A 24777-nucleotide genomic window follows, 5' to 3' on the forward strand; every position below is an offset into this window, starting at 1 on the left:
GGAGCTGGATCTAGCCGCAGCGCTAGTCATTAGTAAGTCAACGCCAAAGACCAAGCACTCCGGTGCTTGGCACGCATGAGATGTAAAGCATGAAAAGTTTCTTATCTAGTTTTGAGGGTTCATTCCATATGAATTCTTGAATTGTCTGGTGGTAATAGCGAAGAGGTCACACCTGTTCCCATGCCGAACACAGTAGTTAAGCTCTTCAGCGCCGATGGTAGTTGGGTTCGCCCCGTGAGAGTAGGACACTGCCAGGCAGTTCTTTTTTGTATACATAATTGATATTGATCCACAGTAGCTCAGTGGTAGAGCTATCGGCTGTTAACCGATCGGTCGCAGGTTCGAATCCTGCCTGTGGAGCCATTGCTTCCTTAGCTCAGTCGGTAGAGCACCACCATGGTAAGGTGGGGGTCAGCGGTTCAAGTCCGCTAGGAAGCTTATAAGAAAAAACCTAGAAATCCAGTGTTTCTAGGTTTTTTTGTGCTTTCTTTTTAGTAATGACATAGTTTGTATATGTGGGCGGCCTCCCGACTCAGTTTTTTCGTGCTCGAACTTCACCAAATGGATTATCTGTCTCTGGCTCCATCTTCTTCGTAACGAGAGCATACAGGTGTTCATTGTTTTTTATGTCCTAGACGCTCTTGAATGGCCTTCATACTGTACCTTGGACTTAATAAGTAGGTTGACGTAGATCGGAAAAGATATCTTTCCGCCTCCCAACTTGCGATACAGTGCGGGGTCCATCAACGTAAGCAAGTTAACGGAATAGCCATAGATATCTTTATATCCTTTGTACTCATAAAAGATTGAGCAGAAGCAAAAAGAACTGATGACGAAAGTGATCGATAAAAAGACAGCTCCTGTTAGCAACAGCTACTTTCCTCTAATCTGCTAAAAGGTTTGCTAGTTGGTTTCATCGGGGAACATGTCATATCCTTGGAAACCAGAATGAATGGACTGTGACTATCTTTAAGGTGTATAAGCTTAAGTCGGGTTTGTATATCACCGCCACAAAGTATGTAACGTAGAACTAAAATAAATCGCATCAATCAAAAAAGCCTAGAGTACGAATCTCTAAGCTTATAATGATTCTGTTTCGCTGGACGCTTTATTTTGAGTATTTAATAGTATCAAACCGGCTATTGCCAGAGCAAGACCTAAGAACTTTAAAACTTCTGCAGACTCATCAAAAAGTACTATCCCAACTAATGCAGTTAGTGCTGTACCCCCACCTGCCCATGAAGCGTATGTTACCGATAAGGGTAATCTTTTTAAAGTAAGTCCAAGTAAGTAAAACGATCCAAGATAACCAACCACCACAAAAATGCTAGGAAGCAGTATGGAAAAACCATTCGAAATCTTGAGAGCTGTTGATGCAATAACTTCTAAAAAAATAGCGATGATTAACAGCATTATCTCTTTCATATTGTACTTCTCCTTTCTATTTGGAAATGTTCATTAGTACAAGACCTATTACTAAGAACCCTATCCCAATGAATCCCTTCTTTGTAATTTTATCTTGGAACAACATAACTCCTATTACTGCAGTTAAAATGGTACCAACACCGCTCCATGTGGCATAAACGAGTCCAAGTGGCAATGCTTTTAGAGTTAATGAAAGAGCATAGAAGCAGATGCCATAACCTAAGATTACTCCTACTATTGGAAGTACCTTTTTGAATCCATCGGATAGTTTCAACATGGTTGACCCAAAAACTTCAAAAATAATGGAGGCTGCTAAAAGTAGATATGCCATTTATTTTTACTCCTTTTCAAGATTATCTATTAAATTTTGCAGTAATTCTTTGCTATAAGGTAAAATATCGTTAATGTTCAATAAATTATTGAACCATAATCCATCGCAAACAAAGCGGATCGCAGCTACGTCTTTCCAATCTAAATCATCTTCCTTACATTTTTGCTGCCATTCTAAGTAAGCTCCCTTCCATAATTCCATTATTTCAGGACTATCTGTAAACGAGGCAACAAAACTGCTGTTAACAGAGCCGTTAGACGACTCTAAATCGTTTAATGTTGCTTGAGCATACGCTTTTATATATTTACCTTTCTCATCTGGATTTACTTTAATTAATCGCTCAAACTCGCTATTAAATTCTTCTATAGCGAGTACGTTTAATTGATAAAATAACTCATCCTTCGTCTTAAAATAATGAAGTAGCCCTCCTTTGCTCACACCTGCCTGATTCGCCACTTTTGCAAGGGATAGGCGACTTACACCATGTTCCATAATCATTTGTGCGGTTGTGTGCAATATGTGTTCTCTTTTATTCATCAAGATTCGCCTCCCAAAAACCGTCCAGACGGTCTGGTTTCGTGTTTTAAATTTAACATGTTGCACTGTGCTGCTGTCAATTAATAGTAAAAAATGCCCCCTCCTTAACAGGTGGGGAGCTTAGAAAAAAGTATCAGGGGTCATCCGCTGATACTTTTATAGAATGGAGAAAATAACGTACTAGAGGCAGAGTGTTAAACATGGCTTTCTTTTAAATTTGGGCTACACATTATAGAAATGCATATTCTCTTTACGATCTTTCCCTGGAGGCTTACCGAACATCTTCCTGTACTCCCTGTTAAAATAAGAAGGGCTATCATAGCCAACTTGAAAGGCAGCGTCAGCAACCCTCATATCTTTCCCGATAATCAACCGCCTTGCTTCATGGAGACGCAATGCTCTCTGGTATTGAATCGGCGTCATGGTTGTAACCTGTTTAAAATGATGATATAAAGCTGATAGGCTAAGGTTTACCGTTTTAGCTAGTGCCTCTATCTTTATTTCTTGGGAAAAGTTTTTCTTTAAATAATCCAGTGCAGCAGCCACTTCAGATAATTTACTCCCCTTGGCAACAAGGCTTTTTACTGTGTTACCGTGCTTTCCCTGCATAATGCGATATAGAATTTCCTTAATGATTAGGGGGGCGAGTATTTCTGTATCTTCAGGGGTATCCAGCAGTTTTACGAGTCTGATAATCGCATCCAGCATAACTTCATCTGTCTGATCTACAAATATCCCGCGCTCGGAAACATCTTTATTAGTGCTATGCTGCTTATACTCTTTTGAAACCTCTGCAATCTGCATCATGTTAAAATTCAATCTTAGACATAAATAAGGTTCCATCTCACTTGCTTCTAGAATTTCCCCGATAACAGGCAGATCGACTGCTACGATTAAGTAATCCCCTTTCTTATAAAAGAAGTCTTTTCCAATAATCGAGACCACTTTTCTTCCTTGCAGAACAATGCATAATGCAGGTTCATGCATAGTATGTACAGGCTCCAGCGGCTTGGCAGATCGAATAAATTCCAACCCATGGATAGATGTTGGATTCGTACCTTCCTTGACAGCGAAAGATGAGACTAGCTTTGTAAGCTCCTCTTCTCTACATTGCACGTGCTCTTCTGGCGACATGAATAATCCCTCCTTTTTGTGGAGCTTATCGGTTTGGAGGATAGGGCAAGAATCAAAGAGATACCGGCTACCACTCCATGTTAACTTTCCCTGATACTAATGGTAGAACAAATGAAGGAGCTGAAGATGTGAAAAAAACCGATCATTCTTATACTGGGCTTTGGGTTACCAAAGATCGCTATATCAGGCATGAGCTGCTGCCCGAAGGACGCTATGTTGAAGCTCGCGGCAATGTGGGATGCGCCTATACAGGTAATTATCAAATAACAGGTGACCACATTGAATATCAAGATGATACAGGATTTACAGCTGATGGAGATTTCCAAAACGGAATTCTATATCACGCAGGGATGGTTCTGTATCGTGAAAATAGCTAAAGATTCCTTAACGAAAATTAATAAAAAGAGGATGGTACAAGGATGAGTATAAAGAATAAAGTGGTTCTTGTCACCGGTGGAAGCAGCGGTATCGGAGCAGCAACTGTTGATTTATTAGCTGAGAATGGCGCTACGGTGATAGCAGCAGCACGCAGAACAGATAAGTTAGAAACACTCGTATCCACTCTTCGCCAAAAAGGATATAGTGCAGATTATAAGCAACTGGATGTGACAGACTTTGAACAAATGCAGCATACAGTACATGAAATAATAGAAGCACACGGAAAAATCGATGTCATCGTAAATAATGCCGGTGTAATGCCATTATCTAAATTGGAAGCTCTGAAAATCGCTGAATGGAATCGTATGATTGATGTAAATATCCGAGGGGTCCTGCATGGTATCGGAGCAGTGCTGCCTTTAATGAAAGAGCAGAATAGCGGACATATTGTCAATATAGCTTCAATAGGCGCATATGAGATTACTCCAACAGCAGCAGTTTATTGCGCAACCAAGTATGCTGTCCGTGCCATCACGGAAGGTTTACGACTGGAAGCAACGAATAATATCCGAACAACTGTAATTGCACCAGGGGTAACGGAATCAGAATTAGCTGATCATATTACCGATAAACAGGCAAGTGAGGCTATGATTGAGTACCGAAGACAAGCGATTCCTGCTTCTGCCATTGCACATGCAATTCTTTATGCAATCTCGCAGCCAGCAGAAGTCGATGTAAGTGAATTAATTGTAAGACCTACTCTTTCACTATAAAAGGAGTCAAATTTTATTTAGTGAAGTATTAGTAAAATTGATAATTAGTTAGAAAGGGGCTGAGTATGGAACGCAGCCCTTCCCGGTTATAGCGCTCAGTTTAAGAGCCATCATTATTTCTGTTCGCATTTATATAATTCCTTACGTCAGTTTTAGCTTGTTCCGTTGATTTTGTAAGATGTTCAATCGAAGTGGTACTTTTTTGTTTCCGAATAACCAAGAGGGTGATTGGGATGACTACAGCGAATATGGCGAAGAGGATGAGGAATACCATTCATTACCTCCTTTTGAATTTTGGTCGATTGTAGCATATGCATGTGACCGCTATGTGTAGATACTAATTCTTCGCACAAAAAAGATGCCGTATATGGCATCTTTTACTTTCGGTACACCTGATAATTTTTATTTCCGCCGGAGAGATTATATACTTCCTCAAAACCCATTTGGCGTAAAATATTTTGCGCAGCATTTCCTGTAACACCACTATTGCAATAGCAGAGGATCGGCTTTTTCGGGTCGAGGTCTTTTGCTTTGTTCCGTAGCTCTGCCAGAGGGATGTTCACAGCATCTGGAATATGTGACTTATCGTATTGGTTTTTCGCCCGTGTATCAATGATCTGGAAGGACTCTCCTTTTTCCATCCGGTGCTGCAGTTCTTTTGGTGTAAGTAGTTTATTTTGTTTTTTGATGGCATTATCAAGTGCCATGCCGGTGTACATGACGGGATCTTTTGTCGTGCTGAATGGTGGTGCATAGGCAAGGTCCAGGTGGAACAGGTCTTCTGCTTTGGCTCCGAAGGTCATTGCCGTAACAAACACGTCGATGCGCTTGTCCACACCTTCTTCGCCTACTGCCTGGACTCCGAGTAAGCGGCCGGTTGCTCGGTCGGCAATCGCTTTTATGATAATTTCTTTGCCGCCAAGATAAGCAGCGCGGGCAGGTTTGATATTGTGCAGAGTCTCTATATCATATCCTTGAGCAAGAGCCTCTTGTTCGTTCAAGCCGGTCTGTCCGATAGCAAGTTCAAATACACGGACAATCCCGGTGCCAAGGATACCGCGGTGAATAGAATTGCCTCCGGTAATGACATCACCCGCAATGCGTCCCATTTTATTCGCTGTCGATCCGAGCGGTCGGTATAGTGGCTTACCTGTAATGACGGAGAAGCTCTCTGCCACATCTCCGACTGCGTATACATCCGGCAGATTGGTCTGCATCTTTTCATTGACTGCAATTGCCCCAGTTTTTCCAAGTTTAACGTCGATTTTTTCGGCCAAAGCTGTATTTGGTTTGACTCCTACAGCTAGGAAGACAAGATCAGAAGCAATCGTATCGCCCTTGGAAGTAATGATCTCTGTTTCGGTAATGCGGACAGCTTCCTGATCAAGCAGCACATTCACACCATGTGCCTTCAGCGTGTCCGTGATACGATCGGCTATATCTTTATCCAGATGCTTCATCACTTGATTGCTGCGCTGGAGTATGGTCACTTCAATCCCTAGATGGGTAAGCTGTTCGGCCATTTCCAATCCGATATAGCCAGCGCCGATGATTGTAGCTGTTTTCGGCTTGCGGGATTCGATGAACTGATCGATTGCACCGGCATTCTGGATGGTTCGAATGTGGAAGACATGTCCCAGCTCAGTGCCTTCGATATTTGGTGTCAATGGACTGGCACCAGTTGCGAAGACGAGGATATCATACGTATCTGTCAGCGTTTCCCCAGTATCCAGATTTTTTATGGTTAAGGTCTTTGTATCATGATCTATGTCTGTGACTTCATGTCTCGTTTGAATATCGACGTTGTAACGTTTCTTGAACCAAGCTGGATCGCGGGGATTCAGTGTCTCCAGATCCTCGACCTCATCGCCTATGAAATAAGGAATGCCACAGACGCTGTAAGATATATCATAGTCTCTGTCATAAATGCGGATATCAGCTTCTTCGTTGTTCCGGCGTGCCTTGGCAGCAACTGATGTTCCGGCAGCAACGGAACCGATGATGCGTATTTTCATTGTATCTCTCCTTTAATGGATGATGATTAACCAAATATAAAGTCCAGTCAGTGTGATAAACAGCGTGGGTATCGTTAGAATGATACCAGTTTTGAAATAGGTGCCCCACGATATTTTGACACCTTTTTGAGAAAGGACGTGGAGCCACAATAAGGTTGCTAATGATCCGATAGGTGTGATTTTCGGACCAAGATCAGAACCGACCACATTTGCATAAATGAGGGCTTCTCGTATCGCTCCTGAAGCAGAAGTATGCGATATGGCAATAGCATCGATCATGACCGTCGGCATATTATTCATAATGGAAGATAGAGTGGCTGCAATAAAGCCCATGCCGATTGTTCCGATGAACATACCTTGGTCAGCAATATATTGAATGGCATCGGCGAGTATATCTGTCAAACCGGCATTACGCAATCCATAGACGACGACATACATACCGATGGAGAAGAAGACGATATTCCATGGTGCGCCTTTCACGACGGCTCTTGTTTCGACGGCTGGACTGTGGCGTGCGATCAGCAGGAAGAAGATTGCGATTGCCCCTGCTACAAAAGATACAGGGATACGGAAAAACTCACAAACCATATAGCCGATCACTAATAATGCCAATACATACCAAGATAGTTTAAACATTTTTCGGTCTTTAATAGCCGAAGAAGGCTGTTTTACAAAATTCACTTCATAGGTCGAAGGGATACGTTTACGGAAAAATAAATAAAGTACAAGAATACTTGCTCCCAGGGAAATTAAATTCGGAATAACCATTCGAGATGCATATTCCAGGAAAGTGATGCCGAAGAAATCGGCGGAAACGATATTCACCAAGTTACTTACAATCAACGGCAATGAGGTTGTATCGGCGATGAACCCGCTCGCAATGATGAACGGAAACACCAGTGTTTCATCAAAGCGGAGTGCCCGAACCATCGCCAATACAATCGGTGTCAGGATCAAGGCTGCTCCATCATTGGCGAAGAAGGCGGATACTAAAGCACCTAACAGGCAGACGTACACAAACATTTTCACGCCGTGTCCTTTGGCAGCTGCCGCCATATGTAAAGCGGCCCATTCAAAGAAACCGATGCTGTCCAATATAAGTGAAATTAAAATAATGGCCACAAAAGCCAAGGTAGCATTCCATACGATGGTGGTCACTTCCCATACATCGGAAAAATCAACCACGCCTGCCAGTAAGGCTAGTATAGCTCCTCCACAGGCAGTCCATCCTATATTCAGGTTCTTTGGCTGCCATATAATCAAAATAAGTGTTACAAAAAAGATGATACAGGCTAAGACTATTGTCAACATGTGTAATAACTCCCTACTTAACAAGTGATTGCTTCTGCTTTGCTTCGCAGTTTGATGAGCTGTTCATCATTATCATCCAACTGTCCGATGATCTGCTCCACTAAAATGTGTTGCTCACAAGCCTCATTAAAGCAATAGTAGCGCCACTGTCCGCGCTTTTCTTCACATACAAGACCCGCTTTTTTATACTTACGCAAATGCTGGCTCATGGCCGGCTGGCTAACTTCAAACATACCTACCAGCTCACATACACAGTACTCCTTTTCGGTCAGCAGTTTCATTAAAAGCAATCGAGTTGGATCATGAAGAATCTTTAAGGTCTCCGTGATCTTTTCAGTCGATAATCCTAACATCCAATCCCTCCCCTCGAAGCTAGTATATAAGCGAAATGTTATATAAGGCAATCATTATATACTTGTAAATCAAAAAAAGTTGATTTATAATCTATACATCAAAAAAAGTTGATGTAAGGAGTGCTTGTGATGAAGGAATGGCAAGATTATGAGCGTATGTTTAAAGCGCTCGCTGATAGTAAACGTCTCGAGCTGTTACATTTACTGGCTCAAACGCCAGAGGAGTCTGTTTGTGTTTGTGATCTGACTGAAGCGCTGAATATGGCGCAATCCAAGCTGTCCTATCATATCAAAATCCTGCTGGATGCTGGTTTGATCACAAAGGAAAAGCGGGGGACATGGAATTACTATGGCTTGCAGCATTCAAACTTGAATCATGTTTTGTCCGAAGAATTATGCTGTCTCTTAAGGGGACCAAAAGAAACAGCGGCTCAAGCGTGCTGTAAATAATAAGGAGGAGATCTTATGGGAAATGATTTACCTGTCGTTATTATCGGAAGCGGACCGGTGGGCCTTGCCGCAGCTGCACATCTTGCAAAGTATGGCGTGCCATTTCTTATCTTGGAGAAGGGGGAAGCAGCAGGGTCTACTATTAAAGAATGGAAGCATGTCCGTTTATTCTCGTCTTGGGAATATAACATTGACCAAGCAGCTAAGGAGCTGCTTGAGGGTAATGGTTGGCTAACGCCGGATATAACACAGCTTCCGACTGGAGGCGAACTGGTTGCCCGTTATCTTCAACCGCTGGCTGCTTTACCAGAAATCGCTCCATATGTTGTCTATGGTGCAGAAGTAATTGCTGTCACTCGAGAGGGAGTCGATAAGCTGAAAACTGCTGGAAGGGATAAGCTGCCGTTCCTTGTCTATGCTAAATCAGGCGGTAAAACAGCAGCATACCGTGCGAAGGCTGTCATCGATGCAAGCGGGACTTGGTATAACCCGAATCCCCCCTCAGCAGACGGTGTATGGCAGAAAGAACTTCAAGTACATACAGGCATTCCCTCTGCTGCTGAAGATATGGATGCTTTAAAGGATAAGCATATAGCGGTGATCGGCAGCGGTCATTCTGCTTTGCAAACATTGGCTGAGCTTGCTCAGGTAAAGCAGATTCACCCTGATACAGCTATTACTTGGCTGATCCGGCGTGGGAACCCTGCTTCCGCATATGGAGGCAAAGAGAGAGATCAATTGGCGGCAAGAGGCGCGTTGGGAATGCACGCGGAGAGCTTGGTTAATAGTGGTGTTTTAAATATCAAGCCAGGTTTCCGTACGGATAAGATCACCAATCAGGATAAGCGCTTCCGGATAACCAGTCTGTCTGGAGAAGCGGTTGAAGAAGTGGATGAAATATACGTCAATACAGGTGCTCGGCCTGATTTCAGTTTTTTAAGGGAAATACGATACCAAATTGATCCTGCCATTGAAAGCACGCCTGCTTTGGCACCATTGATCGATCCGAATGTTCACAGCTGCGGGACCGTAAGACCGCATGGTGAAAAGGAACTGCGGCAGCCAGAGCCGAACTTTTATATCGCTGGTGTGAAAAGTTACGGAAGAGCACCGACATTCTTGCTGGCAACCGGATATGAACAAGTACGCTCCATTGTCGCCAGGATCGCGGGTGATAAGCAAGCAGCGGAGCAAGTGAAGCTTTCGCTGCCGGAGACTGGTGTCTGTTCAACCGACCGTCTTTCTGTACAAACCAGCTGTAGTGAGAAAGGATGTTGTACATGCTGATAAGGATACTGGAACAGCGGGATTGGCCGGCTGTTAAACAGATCTATCAGGATGGTATGGATGGGGGAAATGCTACATTTGAAACAAATGCTCCTGACTGGGAAGAGTGGAATAAATCGAAACTGCCATTTGGAAGATTGGTGGCGAATCAAGATGGTATCGTCACAGGATGGGTAGCACTGACACCATATTCGAGCAGAGAGGTATACCGAGGGGTAGCGGACATCAGCATCTATATCCATCCAGCTTATCAAGGTCGCGGGGTGGGCAGGAAACTAATGAAGAAACTGCTGGAAATATGCGATCAGCAGGGCATATGGACAGTCCAAGCAAGTATATTCCCGGAGAATACAGCTAGCCTGGCACTCCATAAAAGCTGCGGATTCCGGGAGGTCGGAATCCGTGAGCGAATCGGAAAGCTCTACGGGAGGTGGCGGGATGTCATGCTATTGGAGAGGAGGATGACCTATGATCCTGAATAAAGGCGGAAAACTGAGTGTGGAATACTTTTTATCTTATTTAGAACTGGTTTCCAATGCCAGGCAATGCAGCACTGCAGAAGTGTATGATATTGTTTTTGACAGACTATTTGACCAGGATGAAACAAAACTTGGGCAAGCTAGCTTCCAAGCATTCAATGATGCATATGAACAGTTCACAAAGAAGCCGGAATCCATATGAGGACCCGGCTTTTTTGTAAAGGACCTAAAGTACTCCAGTTTTAGTACCGCCCTTTTTGCGTTATAATGGTAATAGCAATCATCATTTCACACCCGGTTTTAAAATAGATTGAAAGAGAGTGTTCAGCAATGGGACGTAAATGGAACAATATCAAAGAAAAGAAAGCTTCGAAGGATGCCAATACGAGTCGGATTTATGCGAAGTTCGGTCGGGAAATCTACGTAGTAGCCAAACAAGGCGAGCCGGATCCGGAAGCCAACCAGGCGTTGAAGTTCGTCTTGGAGCGCGCAAAGACATATAACGTACCAAAGGCAATCATTGAGCGTGCGATTGAAAAAGCAAAGGGCGGCGGCGAAGAGAACTACGATGAAATGCGCTATGAAGGCTTCGGTCCTAACGGATCCATGATCATCGTTGATGCACTGACGAACAATGTGAACCGTACAGCGCCGGAGGTTCGTGCTGCGTTCGGTAAGAATGGCGGGAACATGGGTGTCAGTGGATCGGTTGCCTACATGTTTGATGCAACGGCAGTAATCGGTATCGAAGGCAAATCCTCTGATGAAGTATTGGAAATCCTAATGGAAGCTGACGTTGATGCACGGGACATCATCGAAGAAGGCGATGCAGTCATCGTTTATGCGGAACCGGATCAATTCCATGTTGTACAGGAGGCACTTAAACAAGCTGGTATCGAAGAGTTCACAGTAGCTGAGCTTACCATGCTTGCGCAGAACGATATCAACCTTGATCCGGAATCCCAAGAGCAATTCGAGAAGCTGATCGATGCACTGGAAGATCTGGAGGATGTGCAGCAGGTTTATCATAATGTTGATTTAGGTTGAGTCCAGAAACACTTTTTCCTATCGGGAAAAGGTGTTTTTTTCTTGGTTTGCTTTTCTTATGATCGATTGCTAGTCTTAAAGTGTGTTTACGTTTGCAACAGGAGGAAAGAAAATGAAGGTAGTTGCAATTGCTCCCTACAAGGGATTAGGTATCTTGATGCAGGAAGTGGCAAACAGTCTTCAGCTAGAGGATGTTGAAATTTTATACGGTGATTTGGCTGAAGGTGTAAAAAATGCTGTTAGGGCAGAACAAGAAGGTGCCGATCTGATTATCAGCCGCGGCGGTACTGCGGAACGAATCAAGCAGAGAGTTAATATCCCAGTAATCGAAATAGAGGTATCAGGTTTTGATGTACTTCGTGTACTTTCCTTGGTTCGCGATAAGCAAAAGAAGGCTGCGTTTGTTGGATTTCCTGTTTTAGCTAAAGCCGTCTCGACCATTAGTAAGCTGACTTCCTCGGCAGTGGATGTATACGCAATCAACAAAGAAGAGTCTATTGAAACACGACTGCAGCAACTTAAAGATCAGGATTATACGTTCGTGGTTGGAGATGTAATCACTGTAGAGCTGGCTGAACGGATAGGCTTGCATGGAATCTTGCTAACATCAGGCAAAGAAAGTGTGCAGCAAGCTTTCCTGAAGGCGAAGGAGACACTTTCTTATTTAGAATCCTTTAACAATAAAAATAAGCAGCTGCTTCAAATGTTAAAACAGTTGAAGCAGTGGATACTCGTAGTTGATGAGCAGCAAAATATTATATTGGAAACAAAATCGGTTTCATCTTTCTTTCAGCAATATTTGCTTCAAGTGGCAGTGCGCGTGCAAAGCAGCTGTTCATTCGTTCTATCCGGTAAGGAAGATAGATTCTTGATAAAAGCAAATAGATTGCAGCAGGATAATCTGATCATGTACCAGATCGAGCCTGCATATGAAGATGAGGCGGCAATTGAAGTACGTTTAGGACAATATGCTGACACACCTGGCAGTGAAGGGTTATATGTCAGTAGATGGATGGACAAGGCACGACATTTCAAAAAGGACGAGTATGCGAGAGGAATATGGCTGATAGGAGAATCAGGTTCGGGCAGAGCCATTCTTGCTAGGTATCTGCACAATGTGCATGCTCCCTTCCTACGCATTTCCGGTAAACTGCTTAATAAGCAGCATTTAAATGAATTAAATACTGTTCTTTTAGAAGAAGGAACTATTTTTGTAAGGGATGCTGATCAGCTTAATCGGGTAGATATTGAAAAGATGGAGAAGCTTGTAAAGGACAGATCCGGTAAACTGCTTTTATCTGCTGCAGAGGAACCGCAAGATAAAAGGGGCACTGCTGTATTTAATCTGCCGCCGCTCCGGGACCGCAATGAAGAGATTCCTGTACTGACAAAAGTCTTTATCAGTCATTTTAATAATATGTATGGGAAGCAAATTGCCGGTGTTGAGGAGGAGGGGCTGGAAGAACTGATCCGCTTTGAATATCCCGGGAATGTAACGGATCTCCAACGCATTATTAAACAAGCAGTATTGAAATCAACTGGTGAATATCTATCAAAAGAATGTATCCTGGAGAGTATTTCATCAAGCAATCTTTTAAAGTGGGAGCTGCCGCTTCATGGTACACTAGCTGAAATTGAATCTGAGATAATATACCAAGTATGGAAAGCAGAGAACCAAAATAATACGAAGACAGCTGCGAGGTTAGGAATTAACCGGACAACATTATGGAGAAGACTGAAGGAGCGGGTTGAAAAAGGAGGACGCACATGAATTGTGCGTCCTCCTTTTTATATAAGTGTTTAAAAATGAAACAAAATAAAGTAATTAAAATAAAATAAATCAAAATATAAGAATTAGGTTGATTAATTAAACACCTTCTCCTATAGTTGAATTATGAAAGCGCAAACAACGGAGGGGATTATATGAAGTTAGCTGGTATTTGGCCGGCAATGGTGACGGCCTTTGATGAAGAACAACGCGTATCAGAGAAACATTTAAAACAGCTTACTGATCATTTGATCGGTGAAGGTGTCCATGGTTTGTTCATTTTAGGGACGAACGGTGAATTTCATACGCTAACCACAGAAGAGAAGCTGTTAGTTGCCAGAACGGTGATGGAAGCAGCAGATGATCGTGTACCAGTCATGGTTGGTACAGGAGGTAATTCAACCAAGGAAGTAATAGATTTATCCTTGCAGATGAAAGATTTGGGCGCGGATGCGTTATCGATTATCACCCCGTACTTCATACCAATAACGCAGGAAGAGCTAGCGGAGCACTACGAATACATTGCAGATGCAATTGAAATGCCAATCATGCTTTATAATATCCCATCTAAAACAGGGATGCATATCGAACCGGAGACAGTGGAGAGATTGGCAGATCATCCTTATATTATCGGAATAAAGGACAGCAGCGGTAAATTCGATAATATCCAAGCTTATATCGATGTGACAAAAGGAAAGGATTTTGCTGTATTCGCGGGTACAGATTCCCTTATTCTGCAGACACTGCAGGCAGGAGGTAAGGGGGCAGTAGCTGCAACTGCAAATGTACTGCCCAAGACGGTGCTGAGTATTTATCGCCATGCTCAAGAAGATGCAGCAGCTGCTGAAGCAGCGCAAAAATCACTGCAGTCTCTCAGGGATACATTTGCATACGGCACCATTCCGTCTTCCCTGAAAAAGGCTATCCAGATAAAAGGTTTTCAAGTTGGTGATCCGAGACTGCCTGTGAAACCTGTATCTGAAGAGGCTCTTCGAAAAATAGAGAACATGATGAAACAGTACAAGATGGGCTTATAGGAGGTCATACGCATGTATGTATTCAAAACGGCAGATACCATTATTACCAAAGTCGGGATCGCAAGTGAAATAGGAGAGCATCTTTCGCAATTAAAGCAGCATGTTCAAAAAGCTTTATTGCTGACACAACCTGCATTGCAAAAGTCAGGAGCAGTGGAGAAAGTTGTGGCAAGTCTTAATCAGGCGGGGGTATCGGTTGATGTGACAACAGATGTGGAACCCGAGCCGACTTTGTCCAATATAGAGACTGTCTACCAAGCAACGCTCAACGTGACAGACTACGATGTATTGATCGGTCTCGGCGGCGGCAGTATCTTGGATACGACAAAACTGCTCTCTGTCATGAAGACCAATGACATGTCATTGGATGAAATGCTAGGGTCAGACCAAGTGAAGCAGCCAGGGATTCCAACAGTCCTGATTCCGACAACTTCTGGAACCGGAGCGGAAGTGACACCTAACGCTATTGTCACTCTGCCAGAGAAAGAACTGAAGATTGGTGTGGTAAGCAGCTATCTTCTGCCGAATTTAGTACTGATCGACGCAGCTTTGACGACTGGCTTGCCAAAACCTATCACCGCAGCTACAGGAATGGACGCCTTTACACATGCGCTGGAATCTTATATTTCCAATAAAGCAAATCCTATCAGTGACATGTTCGCTTTGGAGGCTATCCGTCTTATCTCGGCAAATATCGAAACCGCTTACTTTAACGGCGGGAATATCGAGGCGCGGGAGCGTATGCTGATTGGTTCCATGTATGGGGGAATGGCCCTGACGGCTGCCGGCACTGCTGCAGTTCATGCGATGGCGTATCCATTGGGTGGTAAATACAAAATTGCCCACGGTGTTGCAAACTCCATGCTGCTGCCACATGTTACGCAGTTCAATATGGATGCGATTGAAACGAGACTAGCGACTGTTGCGGAACCGATGGGAATCAAAAAAGAGAATCAAGATGAAAAAGAAATGGCGCAAGCAGTTGTGGACCGAATTGTTGAACTTACGAAAATTTTGGAGATTCCGCAGGATCTGAGTGCCTATGGTGTCCAAGACAGCGCAATCGAGTCAATGGCAGTTGCTGCATTGGATGTGAAAAGACTGATGGATAACAATCCGAAACAGCTTACAAAAGAGGATGTAAAAGCAATATACGGTAAGCTGCTTGCTTAAGGTGGGATAGAGATGAACAGGATAGCGATCATCGCGGATGATTTGACAGGGGCGAGTGATTGCGGTGCCGCGTTGCTCCCATATGGAAAGGAAGTAAATGTGCGAGTCGGGGACACCTTTAATGGTGATTCCCATCAGGCTGTGGTCTGGAATACAGATAGCAGGGCATTACCTGCAAAAACAGCTTACGAGCAAGTGAAGCAAATAGCTTCAACAGTAAAAGAAGAAGCTTTCGATCTTGTATACAAGAAAATCGATTCTACTATGAGAGGCAATATCGGCAGCGAGCTGGATGCTTTGTATGATGTATTTCATCCGGATGTCATCATAGTCGCGCCTGCTTTTCCTAAGCAGAGTCGAATAGTAAAGAATAGGATTCATCGGGTTAATGGTGTTCCCTTGGGTGAATCAGAGGTAGCGCGAGATCCGAAGACACCTATCACCATTTCCGATATACAGACGCTTTTGCAAATGCAAAGTGCCCATAAAGTGGGTCACTTAACAGTGGAGCACTTGGAAAGCGGAGAGGTTCGAACCGAGGAGCAGCTCAAGCGTTTGGTTGCACAAGGGCATGATTACATCACTGTGGACGCTGCAACCGAGAATGATTTGAAGGTGCTGGCAGCAGCTGGTGTAAATAGTGGACTGCAAATCATATGGAGTGGGTCCTCAGGATTATTCCATCACTTGCCGGGATCCTTTGGTTTTGCCAAAAAGATAATGCCAAATGAAATGACGATCCAGCAGGGGAATGTGTTGTTTGTTATAGGCAGCATGAGCCGACATGGAAGAAATCAGCTCATGCAGTTATTGAGAGAAAAAGAGCTTGCATCGGTTGAGGTGAACGCAGAAAATTTGGTCACTGACACGGAAGCTGCAGAGAAAGAAAGTAAGCGAGTATTTCAGGAAGTACAAAAAGCGGTAGTTGAAAATCTGCATCCCGTCCTTTTCGTTTCGGAAAAACTGGTTGAAGCTCATGACGAGCTGGAAGCAGTCTCACATAGCAATCGAATTGCAAAAGAGCTGGGAAGACTTGTTGAGCAGATTGTTGAGCGATTAGGAATAAACCGCCTTTTTCTTACGGGAGGAGACACAGCCTTACAGGTTCTTCGGCAGCTCAGGGTCACTTCATTCCAACTATTCAAGGAGATTGAGCCGGGAGTTCCGTTTGGGAAAGCGTCGGAGCAGGACCTATATATCGTGACGAAGGCAGGAAGCTTCGGAAGTATGGAAGTAATGGTGAGGGCTTTGGAAGCATTGAAGGGAGAGAGACAGCTTGAAACCAATCATCGGAATCACAATGGGTGATGCTGCAGGTATAGGGCCCGAGATAATAGTTAAAGCATTGACGCACGAAGCTGTATACGAGTATGGTAGACCGCTTGTCATCGGTGATTTGTCTATGTTGAAACGTGCACAAGAGCAAACTGGGGTTGAAATCACTTTCAAATCAGTTTCCGCTATATCGGAATGTGTATTTGACTATGGCACTGTTGAAGTAGTGGATTTGAATTTGCTGCCGGAAGATCTGCCTCAAGGCTGTGTTTCAGCCGAGGCAGGAAATGCAGCTTTCCAATACCTTGCAAAAGCAATTCAATTAGGAAAGGAAGGGAAGTTGGCTGCCATCTGCACGGCTCCTTTGAATAAAGAAGCACTTCATCTAGGCGGACATCATTATCCGGGTCATACAGAGATACTTGCACATCTGACGGATACAAAAAATTATTCCATGATGCTTTCTTCTCCTAAACTGCGAGTCATTCATTTGACTACGCATCAAGGGTTGCTTGATGCTATCACTTCCATTACCCCTGACCGGACGTATAAAGTCATTCGGCTGGCTTATGAGACATTGAAGAAAGCAGGTTATGAGAATCCTAGAATCGCAGTCTGCGGAATTAATCCCCACGCCGGGGAGAATGGCTTATTTGGTAACGGAGAAGAAGAGGAAAAGCTTATCCCGGCTATTGTACAGGCACAGGAAGAGGGAATTTCAGCAAGTGGACCGCATCCGGCAGACACGCTGTTCTTCCGGGCCGTGCGCGGAGACTTCGATCTCGTCGTGGCCTGCTACCATGACCAGGGGCATGTGCCAATCAAAGTGTTGGGACTGGAAGAAGGGGTCAATATTACGGTGGGATTGAAAGGCGGCTTGATTCGAACGTCTGTGGACCACGGTACTGCTTTCGACATTGCCGGTAAAAATATAGCCGACGAACGGAGTATGCTGCAAGCCTTACAAACAGCAGCCGACTTGGCTCCAAAACAATCCATCACTAGATGAAAGAAAGGTGAATGTCATGCTAGTCGTTTCTACATCTCCTTCATTTGCTAAATACAGCAATGAACCAATAGAGTTACTGAAGAAAAACGGCATCGAGCTTAAGCTGTTGCCAGCAGATATATCCGAGGAGGACTTTATCAAGGAAGCAAAAGATGCACAAGCTGCAATTGTTGCGTTCAATAGTATCAATGAGCATGTGCTTAGCCAGCTGCCCGGCTTGAAGATAGTTTGTAAGCATGGGGTTGGGATCGATAATATCGATGTAAAAGCAGCAGCGCGAAATAACGTCATCATCACGAATGTACCGAATGCAAATAAACATGCTGTAGCGGATTATGCATTTGCCCTTATATTGTCTTTGGCACGTGATATTCCCAGAGCAAATCAGCTCACGAAAAATGGAGAGTGGCCGAGGGTATTCGGTTCCGATGTGTATGGGAAATCCTTGGGAATCCTTGGAACTGGACAAATAGGGAGAGAAGTTGCCAAACGTGCCAAAGGATTCAGCATGGAGGTACTTGCTTATGATCCATTTCCTGATGAACAATTTGCTTCAGCATATGACGTGAAATATGTCGATTTGCAGGAACTGCTGCAGTCAAGCGATTACGTGACGATGCATCTTCCGCTGCTGCCAGAGACAAAGCATTTGATTGCAGAGAAGGAATTAAAGCTGATGAAGGAATCAGCCTTTTTGATCAACGCTTCGCGCGGGGGTGTCGTTTCGGAGCAAGCCTTGTACCAAGCGTTGTCGAACGGCTGGATTAAAGGGGCGGCATTGGATGTATTCGAGGAAGAGCCATTGGTATCCCATCCATTGTTTGAATTGGATAATGTGCTTGCTTTGCCTCATATTGCCGGATATACACCAGGTGCAGTCAATAAATTGAGCGTTATTTGTGCGGAGAATGTCATCGCTGTACTCAAGGGATTCGGAATAGTAAAACACAAACTGAGATAAGGGGGGAACCTGGGTGGAGAAGAGAACGTATCAACCCGATCTGGGAGTGGGGAAAAAGACCAAGGTACGCTGGGTCGTTGCAGCAATGATGTGGGCAGCTATTGCGATCAACTATATTGATAGGGCAGTGCTCTCGGCAGCAGCGCCTTTTATATCAGAGGACTTTCATATCAATGAAGCACAGATGGGTATCTTGTTATCTGGATTCTTTTGGTCTTATGCGTTATTGCAGGTACCAGCTGGGTGGGCAGCGGATAAATTCGGACAAAAGAAAACGCTTGGATTCGCTGTTATATGGTGGTCGGCTGCGACTGCGGTAACAGGACTGGCAGCTGGATTCAAATCCATGCTGACCTTCAGGGTGGCGCTTGGTGTCGGGGAGGCTGCCGCTTATCCGAGTAATGCTGGTATTTCAGCGAAGTGGTTCCCTAAAAAGGAAAGAGGTACTGTTGCGGGCATTTTTGATAGCGGTTCCAAATTTGGCGGTGCGATAGCCACGCCGCTGATTGTCGTTCTGATTGCGTGGGTTGGCTGGAAAATGACATTCGTCCTGATCGGATTGTTGGGTATCATCTGGGGCGTTATTTGGTTATTCTTCTTCAAGGATAATCCAGCTGATCATAAACGTGTGAATAAAGCTGAGCTGGAATATATCCGGGATGGTCAGTCGGAAGCAGAATTGGCAGACAAGACGATGCCGATGAAATGGTATCAACTATTGAAATACAGGAATATATGGGCTATGTGTATTGGCTTTTTCATGATTAACTACAACTCCTACTTTTTCATTACTTGGCTGCCATCTTATTTAGTTGATGAACGCGGAATGAATTTGCTGGAACTTGGTATCTTTGCCTCCTTGCCACTCTTGTCAGCGATGGTTGTCGAAGTTATTGCCGGTTGGGCTAGTGATAAAGTGCATGCAAGCGGCAAACTTTCCCTCACTGCAACTCGGAAACTCTTTCTGATCATCGGCTTGCTTATGGCTGCTTGTATCGGGCTGGCTGCTTTTGCTGATTCAGCTGTGCTGGCAATTGTATTATTGTGCATTGCTAAGTCAGGAACGACTGTAGCGGCTTCTCAAGTCTGGGCGCTTCCGGCGGATGTTGCACCAAAGAATATGACTTCCGTTGTTGCTGGTATGCAAAATACGGTCTCCAATATGGGTGGCGTTGTTGGTCCGATCATCACTGGTTTCATCGTAGCGGCTACGGGTTCCTTTGTACCTGCTTTGCTTTTCTCGGCCGCGCTGATTATTATAGGCATTCTTAATTATTTGTTCTTGCTAGGCGATGTGAAGCGGATTGAAGCTGCTTAATATCAATATCCGGATTTTTTATCCGGATATTGATTTACCTTAGAGAGTATGGATGATCAAAATGTAAGCGTTATCAAAAAAGGGGAGGGGTAAAGGCGATGAGCAAGAGCTTGAAAGACTTGGAAGCACCTGTCAAGGAAAGGGAAGAGGCACCATCCGCACTGCCTAAGACATTTATGGAATATATGCGAAGTCTCGGCCCAGGTCTTGTGCTGGCAATGACTTTCCTTGGGACTGGAGATCTGGTCAGTTCCACAGTTTCGGGTGCAAACTATGGTTATGCACTTTTATGGACATTGATTGTTGCGTTAGCTGCCCGCTATTTCATGGTTTCCGCAGTAGCAAAATACAAATTACAAAACCGACACGGCGATACATCTATCTTGCAAGGATTTCAGAGAGTCTGGCGCGGTTTTCCTTTGCTGCTTGGTGCTGCTATATTATTCCTTGGAATAGTTATTCAAATGAGCTTCCTTAGAGCTTGTGCAGTTGCTCTTTATAATTTATTTGGAGGATTCGGCGGGGAAACATGGGGTGTCTTTCTCTTCAGTTTGGTGGTTGTTGGCCTTACGTTCCTATTATTAATCAATCCAAATCAATATAAGCTACTGGAAATGCTGGCTCGTTTTGCTTCTGTAGCAATTATTGCATCGTTCGTTTTTGCCCTTTTTCGAATTGGTTCATTTGATTTCATCGGGTTTCTTAAGGGGCTTACATTTGATATGCCTCCCAATCAAGGTCCATTCAATGCCATATTCATCGCGGTCGCTACGATTGGAGCAATTGGTGGATCTGCTGTAAACCTGCTGTATCCTTACTTCATGGAGGACAAAGGATGGAATAAACCGAAATACCGGAAAATCCAGCAGCTTGATTTGATTACTGGAATGCTGCCCCTCTTGGTGATCAATGTGCTTTTCTGGGTAGTGGCTGCAGAGGTATTCTATGGTACTGGTATACCGGTCAGCAATGAAAATGACTTGGCACTTATGATGGAATTGGCTGTGGGGCCGGCTGGTCCGACGATGCTTTGGATTTGCTTGTTCCTGGCAGCTTTCACAAGTTTTCCAGCTCAAGCTCGCGGTTTTACTTTGCTGATGCTCAATGGCTTCCATCTATCTGCTAAAAAAGAATACAAGAAAACAGATGATGACCCTAAATTCCGCTATCTATCCATTGGATTATTCCTGCTGTTACCAATTCTCATATCGATTCCTGGAGCACCTGACTTGGTACTGCTGAATGTATTCGGCACGAGTGTCATCACCGCTTTGATACTGCCGCCTATTGTGATCGGATTAGTTCTCATGACCAGCAGCAAGAAATATATGATGGATGGATTCAGGAATAAATGGTGGGAAACAGGCATCCTTACTTTGATAGCAGCTATCGGGATATGGTCGACAGTTGAAATCATCCGTAATTTTGTCGATCAGATCAATAAATTTATATGAAATCTGGTTTTCAATAAAGAGAAAAGCTGTCAATAAAGTCCTGACAGCTTTTTCTGTTTAAAGGGGGGCGTGTGCAACCGCCCTTTTAAATTGATAATCCGGTCCACTTCCAATAAGTAAAATAAAACAGAAGTATTACGAAGATGTATATTGGCATAAGAACAATGCTGATTTTAAGTAAAGCCTGGGCGTTATACCTCATGTCGCCTTCTTCATAAAATAGCAGCAAAGCCTTTGAACTAACAGGAAATGTCACGCAATAATTCATCCCTATTAAACTTAAAAACACAAAAGAATCAAGATCTGCACCAATTGCTTGCCCGAAAATGATGAGACTTGGTATAAACACGATGGCCCGTGTTGTATGCGACGTAATATATAAGTGACTTGTAACGGTTACAATGGAGAGAATCAGAACAATTGTCCATTCAGAAGCCCCTGTAAATGAATGCAGGTTAGCTATGATTTCTCTTTCCATCCAGCCTATGACTCCTGTATCTACGAGAATATGCCCAAGGGCAGTAGCAGCAGCAACAAAAAGAAGCAAGTTCCACGAAACTGCTTTTATACCCTGCTTCCAGCTTATTATTCCGTAACGGGGGATCATTAAAAGTATAGAGCCGATTATGGTGACAAATGCTGTATCATAACCGTGGATATCCTCTGTCACCCATCCAATGATCAGTGCGATTAGCACGATAACAGCCTTTTTCTCTTTTGGCAATAAATGCTGCAACATATCTTCTTGAGCAAAATCAACTGGCTTTGCGTCACTGCCGGATATTGAGCTGCTTTTTGGCCATAACAGCAATTTTACGATATACATCGTCAAAATGGTTATGACAATCGTAAAGGGAATGCCCCATATCAACCATTGGAAGAAGGAGATTGTTTTACCAGTTGTAACCTCCAGCAATCCAACTCCGATCAAATGGGAACCGGCCCCAATTAACGTGGCTGATGTACTCATCAAAATGACCACCGGAGTCAATATGGCAAGAAACTGTTTTTCTTTATTGGAGAAATGAAACGCCAACTGCTTGATGATAGGCATGGAAAGGGCTGCTCTTCCTGAGGTGGAAGGGATGAATAGCGCTGTCAGCCCTAATACGAATGTATACCCTCGTATGATGGAATGTTTATTTTTTGCCCGATGTATAATAGCGCGGCTGAACCGGGCGGCAAGTCCCGATTCTTTAATAGCCTCGCCTATAATAAAAGCCCCAAACATCAGCCACACCACATCTTCACTGAAAGCATTATAAAGCAGATCAGATGTCGCAGCTTTCATGAAAACGATAAGCGATATAAGCGAAATTGCAATGAATCCAGCTGGGATTTTTGTGCCGGTCCAGAGTGTCATAGCTGATAGGAAAGCAAAAAGCGATACTTTTGCAGCGTAATCCAAATCAGCAAGAACAACAATAAAGAAGAAGCAGATGTGTAACAGACAAACAACACGGAATCGGACAGCATATTTCCCGGTCTGCTTGGAGGAGTTTCTTTCACTTCTTCTATATCGATTGATTTGTTCCATTAGATTGGATCCTATTCTTCTGATTTGCCAATTTTACACCTATGGTAATTTGCCGCAAGATACATTCCACGCTATCTTCAATCCACCGAGGTGCATTAGCGATCGCTTTATCTAATGTGACAGGGTTTTGGATGATACTCACGTAAGCATCTATTCCTGCATCATAATTACTTTCGGCTCCGCGTCCGATGGTACCAGTTATGGCGATGACGGGTATATTGTATTTTTTTGCAATCCGTGCAACTTCACAGGGAATCTTACCATCCGGTGTCTGAAAATCCAGACTGCCTTCACCGGTTATGACGAGGTCTGCATTTGCTATTTTTTCTTCTATTTGAACGTATTGCTTAATCAAATCAAAGCGCGGGTGCAGCTTGGCATCTGCAAATGCGAGGAGTCCTGCACCTAGTCCGCCAGAGGCGCCGCTTCCTGGTGAGCAGTGGATATTCACGCCTATGCAATTTTCAATCAAATCGGCATAATGATCCAATGTTTCAGAAAGGCTATTGACTTGTTCTGGAGAAGCTCCTTTTTGCGGGCCGAAAACTCTCGCTACACCGCGTTTTCCACACAAAACATTTTTCCAATTACAAGCAACATCGATGGAGACTTCTTGCAGGCGTGGATGTAACTTGGATGTATTGATTGTCACCGCTTTCATAATATCGGTGACAGATCTTATGTCAATAGGATGCTGTTTATCATTCAAAAATTGAACACCGAGAGCTTGGGCCATTCCTGCTCCGCCATCGGATGTACCGGAATCGCCGCAGCCGATAATGATCTTGTTCACACGTTTGTTTAATGCGTCAAGGATCAATTCGCCTACACCATACGTAGTTGTGTGCAATGGATTTCTAAGACTCTTCGGAACCAGCTTTAATCCAGCTGCAGCAGCCATTTCAATGACGGCTGTCCGTTCATTTCCTTCTTGGAAGATACCGTAATGGCTGTTGATCTTCTTCCACACAGGACCAGTGACTGTCTTATGAATCAGATCACCATCCTTCATTCTAACGATAGCTTTTGCGAAACCCTCTCCTCCATCTATCATGGGAAGCATCTCCGTTTGGATAAACGGTTCGAATCTTTTTGCGCCGGCCCCCATTGCCACTGCGACTTCGTCTGCATCGAGACATTCTTTAAAACCTGATGGAATCATAATGACCTTCATGTTTTTATCCTCCGTATAATTTTTAATACTGTTATCATAGCTGCGAAATTGGAGTATTCACTGTGAGGTGTATTAAAGATGGATGAGAGATTGATGAATTTTCAGATAATTAGAAGACAATAATGACAGTGTGGTCAAGCGCCTGAACAGCTTGCATTCTAGATTCACTTACTTTCTAGATTTTATGATTGTGACTATATGCATGTCCCCATACAAATATTTTTGGAATTTATAGGCTGATAGGAGTATCGCTGAAATGCTGAAGGAAGCTAGGGTTTTGCTAAAGCGAAATAGCTTCCTAATTGATGACTTTCCCAATTACGCATCGTGACAAAAGGTATTGAGTTGATTACTAGGTATAAACAGCTAACTCATGCCCAGATCTCGGGAGATTTGCTGCTAATTAAGCTCCGCATTCTAAGGTTATCCGAGGGCTTTTGAAGGCGATCGAAAGTTGTGCCTGTTACAATATGGCGTATTTATGCGACTAATTTACAGAAAATTATTACTATTATCCCGCATGAATCCGCTCTTTCTGCGTATTTGCTCCT

At 43.8% G+C, this 24777-nt stretch carries 25 protein-coding genes, 2 tRNA genes and 1 rRNA gene; 19 read left to right on the forward strand and 9 right to left on the reverse strand.

Translation table 11 applies throughout. The features are described from left to right. Nucleotides 1–144: 144 nt before the first annotated feature. The 3 genes from rrf (at nt 145) to BLQ53_RS13605 (ending at nt 438) form a co-directional block, all read left to right on the forward strand. A 5S ribosomal RNA gene (rrf, locus tag BLQ53_RS13595) occupies nt 145–257 on the forward strand. Between the two features lie 31 nt (nt 258–288). After that, a tRNA-Asn gene (locus tag BLQ53_RS13600) sits at nt 289–363 on the forward strand. Nucleotides 364–365: 2 nt separating this feature from the next. Beyond that, nucleotides 366–438 (forward strand) — tRNA-Thr (locus BLQ53_RS13605). Between the two features lie 642 nt (nt 439–1080). On the opposite strand, the gene BLQ53_RS13610 is transcribed toward BLQ53_RS13605, so the two are convergent. The 4 genes from BLQ53_RS13610 to BLQ53_RS13625 form a co-directional block, all read right to left on the reverse strand. Beyond that, complete coding sequence (locus BLQ53_RS13610) at nt 1081–1425, reverse strand: DMT family transporter (protein WP_093727858.1); 345 nt, start codon at nt 1423–1425, stop codon at nt 1081–1083. 16 nt (nt 1426–1441) lie between these two features. Further along, on the reverse strand, nt 1442–1756 hold the full coding sequence (locus BLQ53_RS13615) for a DMT family transporter (protein ID WP_093727859.1): 315 nt from the start codon (nt 1754–1756) through the stop codon (nt 1442–1444). Between the two features lie 6 nt (nt 1757–1762). Further along, nucleotides 1763–2293 carry a TetR/AcrR family transcriptional regulator gene (locus BLQ53_RS13620; protein WP_093727860.1) on the reverse strand — a complete coding sequence of 177 codons (531 nt, stop codon included), beginning with the start codon at nt 2291–2293 and terminating at the stop codon, nt 1763–1765. 222 nt (nt 2294–2515) lie between these two features. Beyond that, nucleotides 2516–3427, reverse strand: a complete 912-nt coding sequence (locus BLQ53_RS13625) for an AraC family transcriptional regulator (RefSeq protein ID WP_093727861.1) — start codon at nt 3425–3427, stop codon at nt 2516–2518. Nucleotides 3428–3555: 128 nt separating this feature from the next. Between BLQ53_RS13625 and BLQ53_RS13630 the strand changes: the two genes are divergently transcribed. The 3 genes from BLQ53_RS13630 (at nt 3556) to BLQ53_RS19325 (ending at nt 4912) form a co-directional block, all read left to right on the forward strand. Continuing rightward, the gene (locus BLQ53_RS13630; protein WP_093728000.1) at nt 3556–3804 is read left to right on the forward strand and encodes an Atu4866 domain-containing protein; all 249 of its coding nucleotides are present in this window, start codon (nt 3556–3558) and stop codon (nt 3802–3804) included. Nucleotides 3805–3846: 42 nt separating this feature from the next. Beyond that, nucleotides 3847–4578: an SDR family oxidoreductase gene (locus tag BLQ53_RS13635; protein ID WP_093727862.1), complete on the forward strand. Its 732-nt coding sequence runs from the start codon at nt 3847–3849 to the stop codon at nt 4576–4578. A gap of 202 nt (nt 4579–4780) precedes the next feature. Continuing rightward, nucleotides 4781–4912 (forward strand): hypothetical protein, encoded by a 132-nt coding sequence (locus BLQ53_RS19325; RefSeq protein ID WP_280137072.1) that lies wholly within the window; start codon nt 4781–4783, stop codon nt 4910–4912. A gap of 43 nt (nt 4913–4955) precedes the next feature. Here the strand turns inward: BLQ53_RS19325 and BLQ53_RS13640 are convergent, their stop codons facing one another. From BLQ53_RS13640 to BLQ53_RS13650, 3 genes are read right to left on the reverse strand one after another with little or no spacing between them, the layout of a single operon-like run. Then, a complete protein-coding gene (locus BLQ53_RS13640) occupies nt 4956–6593 on the reverse strand; it encodes an FAD-dependent oxidoreductase (RefSeq protein WP_093727863.1) in 1638 nt (545 codons plus the stop codon). A 12-nt stretch (nt 6594–6605) separates the two neighbouring features. After that, a complete protein-coding gene (locus BLQ53_RS13645; RefSeq protein ID WP_093727864.1) occupies nt 6606–7904 on the reverse strand; it encodes an arsenic transporter in 1299 nt (432 codons plus the stop codon). Nucleotides 7905–7921: 17 nt separating this feature from the next. Next, the gene (locus BLQ53_RS13650; protein ID WP_093727865.1) at nt 7922–8257 is read right to left on the reverse strand and encodes an ArsR/SmtB family transcription factor; all 336 of its coding nucleotides are present in this window, start codon (nt 8255–8257) and stop codon (nt 7922–7924) included. Between the two features lie 129 nt (nt 8258–8386). On the opposite strand from BLQ53_RS13650, the gene BLQ53_RS13655 reads away from it, so the two are divergent. The 13 genes from BLQ53_RS13655 (at nt 8387) to BLQ53_RS13715 (ending at nt 21515) form a co-directional block, all read left to right on the forward strand. Next, nucleotides 8387–8707, forward strand: coding sequence for an ArsR/SmtB family transcription factor (locus BLQ53_RS13655; RefSeq protein ID WP_093727866.1), 321 nt, complete (start codon nt 8387–8389; stop codon nt 8705–8707). Nucleotides 8708–8722: 15 nt separating this feature from the next. After that, the gene (locus tag BLQ53_RS13660; RefSeq protein ID WP_093727867.1) at nt 8723–9994 is read left to right on the forward strand and encodes an FAD-dependent oxidoreductase; all 1272 of its coding nucleotides are present in this window, start codon (nt 8723–8725) and stop codon (nt 9992–9994) included. Then, the gene (locus BLQ53_RS13665) at nt 9988–10476 is read left to right on the forward strand and encodes a GNAT family N-acetyltransferase (protein WP_280137073.1); all 489 of its coding nucleotides are present in this window, start codon (nt 9988–9990) and stop codon (nt 10474–10476) included. Before BLQ53_RS13660 ends, BLQ53_RS13665 begins: the two co-directional genes overlap by 7 nt. Then, the gene (locus tag BLQ53_RS13670; RefSeq protein ID WP_093727869.1) at nt 10463–10675 is read left to right on the forward strand and encodes a hypothetical protein; all 213 of its coding nucleotides are present in this window, start codon (nt 10463–10465) and stop codon (nt 10673–10675) included. Before BLQ53_RS13665 ends, BLQ53_RS13670 begins: the two co-directional genes overlap by 14 nt. A gap of 128 nt (nt 10676–10803) precedes the next feature. Further along, complete coding sequence (locus tag BLQ53_RS13675; protein WP_093727870.1) at nt 10804–11520, forward strand: YebC/PmpR family DNA-binding transcriptional regulator; 717 nt, start codon at nt 10804–10806, stop codon at nt 11518–11520. Between the two features lie 112 nt (nt 11521–11632). Further along, on the forward strand, nt 11633–13291 hold the full coding sequence (locus tag BLQ53_RS13680; RefSeq protein ID WP_093727871.1) for a sigma-54-dependent Fis family transcriptional regulator: 1659 nt from the start codon (nt 11633–11635) through the stop codon (nt 13289–13291). Nucleotides 13292–13443: 152 nt separating this feature from the next. Continuing rightward, a complete protein-coding gene (gene dapA, locus BLQ53_RS13685; RefSeq protein WP_093727872.1) occupies nt 13444–14325 on the forward strand; it encodes a 4-hydroxy-tetrahydrodipicolinate synthase in 882 nt (293 codons plus the stop codon). 12 nt (nt 14326–14337) lie between these two features. Next, nucleotides 14338–15498, forward strand: coding sequence for an iron-containing alcohol dehydrogenase (locus BLQ53_RS13690; protein WP_093727873.1), 1161 nt, complete (start codon nt 14338–14340; stop codon nt 15496–15498). A 12-nt stretch (nt 15499–15510) separates the two neighbouring features. Beyond that, nucleotides 15511–16806 carry a four-carbon acid sugar kinase family protein gene (locus BLQ53_RS13695; protein ID WP_093727874.1) on the forward strand — a complete coding sequence of 432 codons (1296 nt, stop codon included), beginning with the start codon at nt 15511–15513 and terminating at the stop codon, nt 16804–16806. Then, entirely contained in the window at nt 16775–17782 is a 1008-nt protein-coding gene (pdxA, locus tag BLQ53_RS13700; protein WP_093727875.1) for a 4-hydroxythreonine-4-phosphate dehydrogenase PdxA, read from the forward strand. The genes BLQ53_RS13695 and pdxA overlap by 32 nt, the downstream gene beginning before the upstream one ends. 16 nt (nt 17783–17798) lie before the next feature. Next, nucleotides 17799–18743: a phosphoglycerate dehydrogenase gene (locus BLQ53_RS13705; protein WP_093727876.1), complete on the forward strand. Its 945-nt coding sequence runs from the start codon at nt 17799–17801 to the stop codon at nt 18741–18743. 13 nt (nt 18744–18756) lie between these two features. Then, nucleotides 18757–20061 (forward strand): MFS transporter, encoded by a 1305-nt coding sequence (locus tag BLQ53_RS13710; RefSeq protein WP_244499352.1) that lies wholly within the window; start codon nt 18757–18759, stop codon nt 20059–20061. A gap of 98 nt (nt 20062–20159) precedes the next feature. Then, a complete protein-coding gene (locus BLQ53_RS13715; RefSeq protein ID WP_093727877.1) occupies nt 20160–21515 on the forward strand; it encodes an Nramp family divalent metal transporter in 1356 nt (451 codons plus the stop codon). Between the two features lie 85 nt (nt 21516–21600). On the opposite strand, the gene BLQ53_RS13720 is transcribed toward BLQ53_RS13715, so the two are convergent. Further along, nucleotides 21601–23052 (reverse strand): SLC13 family permease, encoded by a 1452-nt coding sequence (locus BLQ53_RS13720; RefSeq protein ID WP_093727878.1) that lies wholly within the window; start codon nt 23050–23052, stop codon nt 21601–21603. Beyond that, nucleotides 23030–24226: a glycerate kinase family protein gene (locus BLQ53_RS13725; protein WP_093727879.1), complete on the reverse strand. Its 1197-nt coding sequence runs from the start codon at nt 24224–24226 to the stop codon at nt 23030–23032. The genes BLQ53_RS13720 and BLQ53_RS13725 overlap by 23 nt, the downstream gene beginning before the upstream one ends. Nucleotides 24227–24777: the final 551 nt, after the last annotated feature.

The sequence above is a fragment of the Terribacillus halophilus genome (assembly GCF_900101385.1).
In the GTDB taxonomy this organism is placed as follows: domain Bacteria; phylum Bacillota; class Bacilli; order Bacillales; family Amphibacillaceae; genus Terribacillus; species Terribacillus halophilus.

Excerpts from the sequence above, each read along its gene's own strand:
- BLQ53_RS13655 (WP_093727866.1), top strand. The coding sequence starts at position 8,387 with ATGAAGGAATGGCAAGATTATGAGCGTATGTTTAAAGCGCTCGCTGAT.
- BLQ53_RS13650 (WP_093727865.1), bottom strand. The coding sequence starts at position 8,257 with ATGTTAGGATTATCGACTGAAAAGATCACGGAGACCTTAAAGATTCTT.
- BLQ53_RS13705 (WP_093727876.1), top strand. The coding sequence starts at position 17,799 with ATGCTAGTCGTTTCTACATCTCCTTCATTTGCTAAATACAGCAATGAA.
- BLQ53_RS13680 (WP_093727871.1), top strand. The coding sequence starts at position 11,633 with ATGAAGGTAGTTGCAATTGCTCCCTACAAGGGATTAGGTATCTTGATG.
- BLQ53_RS13720 (WP_093727878.1), bottom strand. The coding sequence starts at position 23,052 with ATGGAACAAATCAATCGATATAGAAGAAGTGAAAGAAACTCCTCCAAG.
- BLQ53_RS13625 (WP_093727861.1), bottom strand. The coding sequence starts at position 3,427 with ATGTCGCCAGAAGAGCACGTGCAATGTAGAGAAGAGGAGCTTACAAAG.
- BLQ53_RS13670 (WP_093727869.1), top strand. The coding sequence starts at position 10,463 with ATGATCCTGAATAAAGGCGGAAAACTGAGTGTGGAATACTTTTTATCT.
- BLQ53_RS13665 (WP_280137073.1), top strand. The coding sequence starts at position 9,988 with ATGCTGATAAGGATACTGGAACAGCGGGATTGGCCGGCTGTTAAACAG.
- BLQ53_RS13715 (WP_093727877.1), top strand. The coding sequence starts at position 20,160 with ATGAGCAAGAGCTTGAAAGACTTGGAAGCACCTGTCAAGGAAAGGGAA.
- BLQ53_RS13615 (WP_093727859.1), bottom strand. The coding sequence starts at position 1,756 with ATGGCATATCTACTTTTAGCAGCCTCCATTATTTTTGAAGTTTTTGGG.
- BLQ53_RS13725 (WP_093727879.1), bottom strand. The coding sequence starts at position 24,226 with ATGAAGGTCATTATGATTCCATCAGGTTTTAAAGAATGTCTCGATGCA.
- dapA (WP_093727872.1), top strand. The coding sequence starts at position 13,444 with ATGAAGTTAGCTGGTATTTGGCCGGCAATGGTGACGGCCTTTGATGAA.
- BLQ53_RS13645 (WP_093727864.1), bottom strand. The coding sequence starts at position 7,904 with ATGTTGACAATAGTCTTAGCCTGTATCATCTTTTTTGTAACACTTATT.
- BLQ53_RS13695 (WP_093727874.1), top strand. The coding sequence starts at position 15,511 with ATGAACAGGATAGCGATCATCGCGGATGATTTGACAGGGGCGAGTGAT.
- BLQ53_RS13620 (WP_093727860.1), bottom strand. The coding sequence starts at position 2,293 with ATGAATAAAAGAGAACACATATTGCACACAACCGCACAAATGATTATG.
- BLQ53_RS13675 (WP_093727870.1), top strand. The coding sequence starts at position 10,804 with ATGGGACGTAAATGGAACAATATCAAAGAAAAGAAAGCTTCGAAGGAT.
- BLQ53_RS13610 (WP_093727858.1), bottom strand. The coding sequence starts at position 1,425 with ATGAAAGAGATAATGCTGTTAATCATCGCTATTTTTTTAGAAGTTATT.
- BLQ53_RS13660 (WP_093727867.1), top strand. The coding sequence starts at position 8,723 with ATGGGAAATGATTTACCTGTCGTTATTATCGGAAGCGGACCGGTGGGC.
- BLQ53_RS13690 (WP_093727873.1), top strand. The coding sequence starts at position 14,338 with ATGTATGTATTCAAAACGGCAGATACCATTATTACCAAAGTCGGGATC.
- BLQ53_RS13635 (WP_093727862.1), top strand. The coding sequence starts at position 3,847 with ATGAGTATAAAGAATAAAGTGGTTCTTGTCACCGGTGGAAGCAGCGGT.
- BLQ53_RS13640 (WP_093727863.1), bottom strand. The coding sequence starts at position 6,593 with ATGAAAATACGCATCATCGGTTCCGTTGCTGCCGGAACATCAGTTGCT.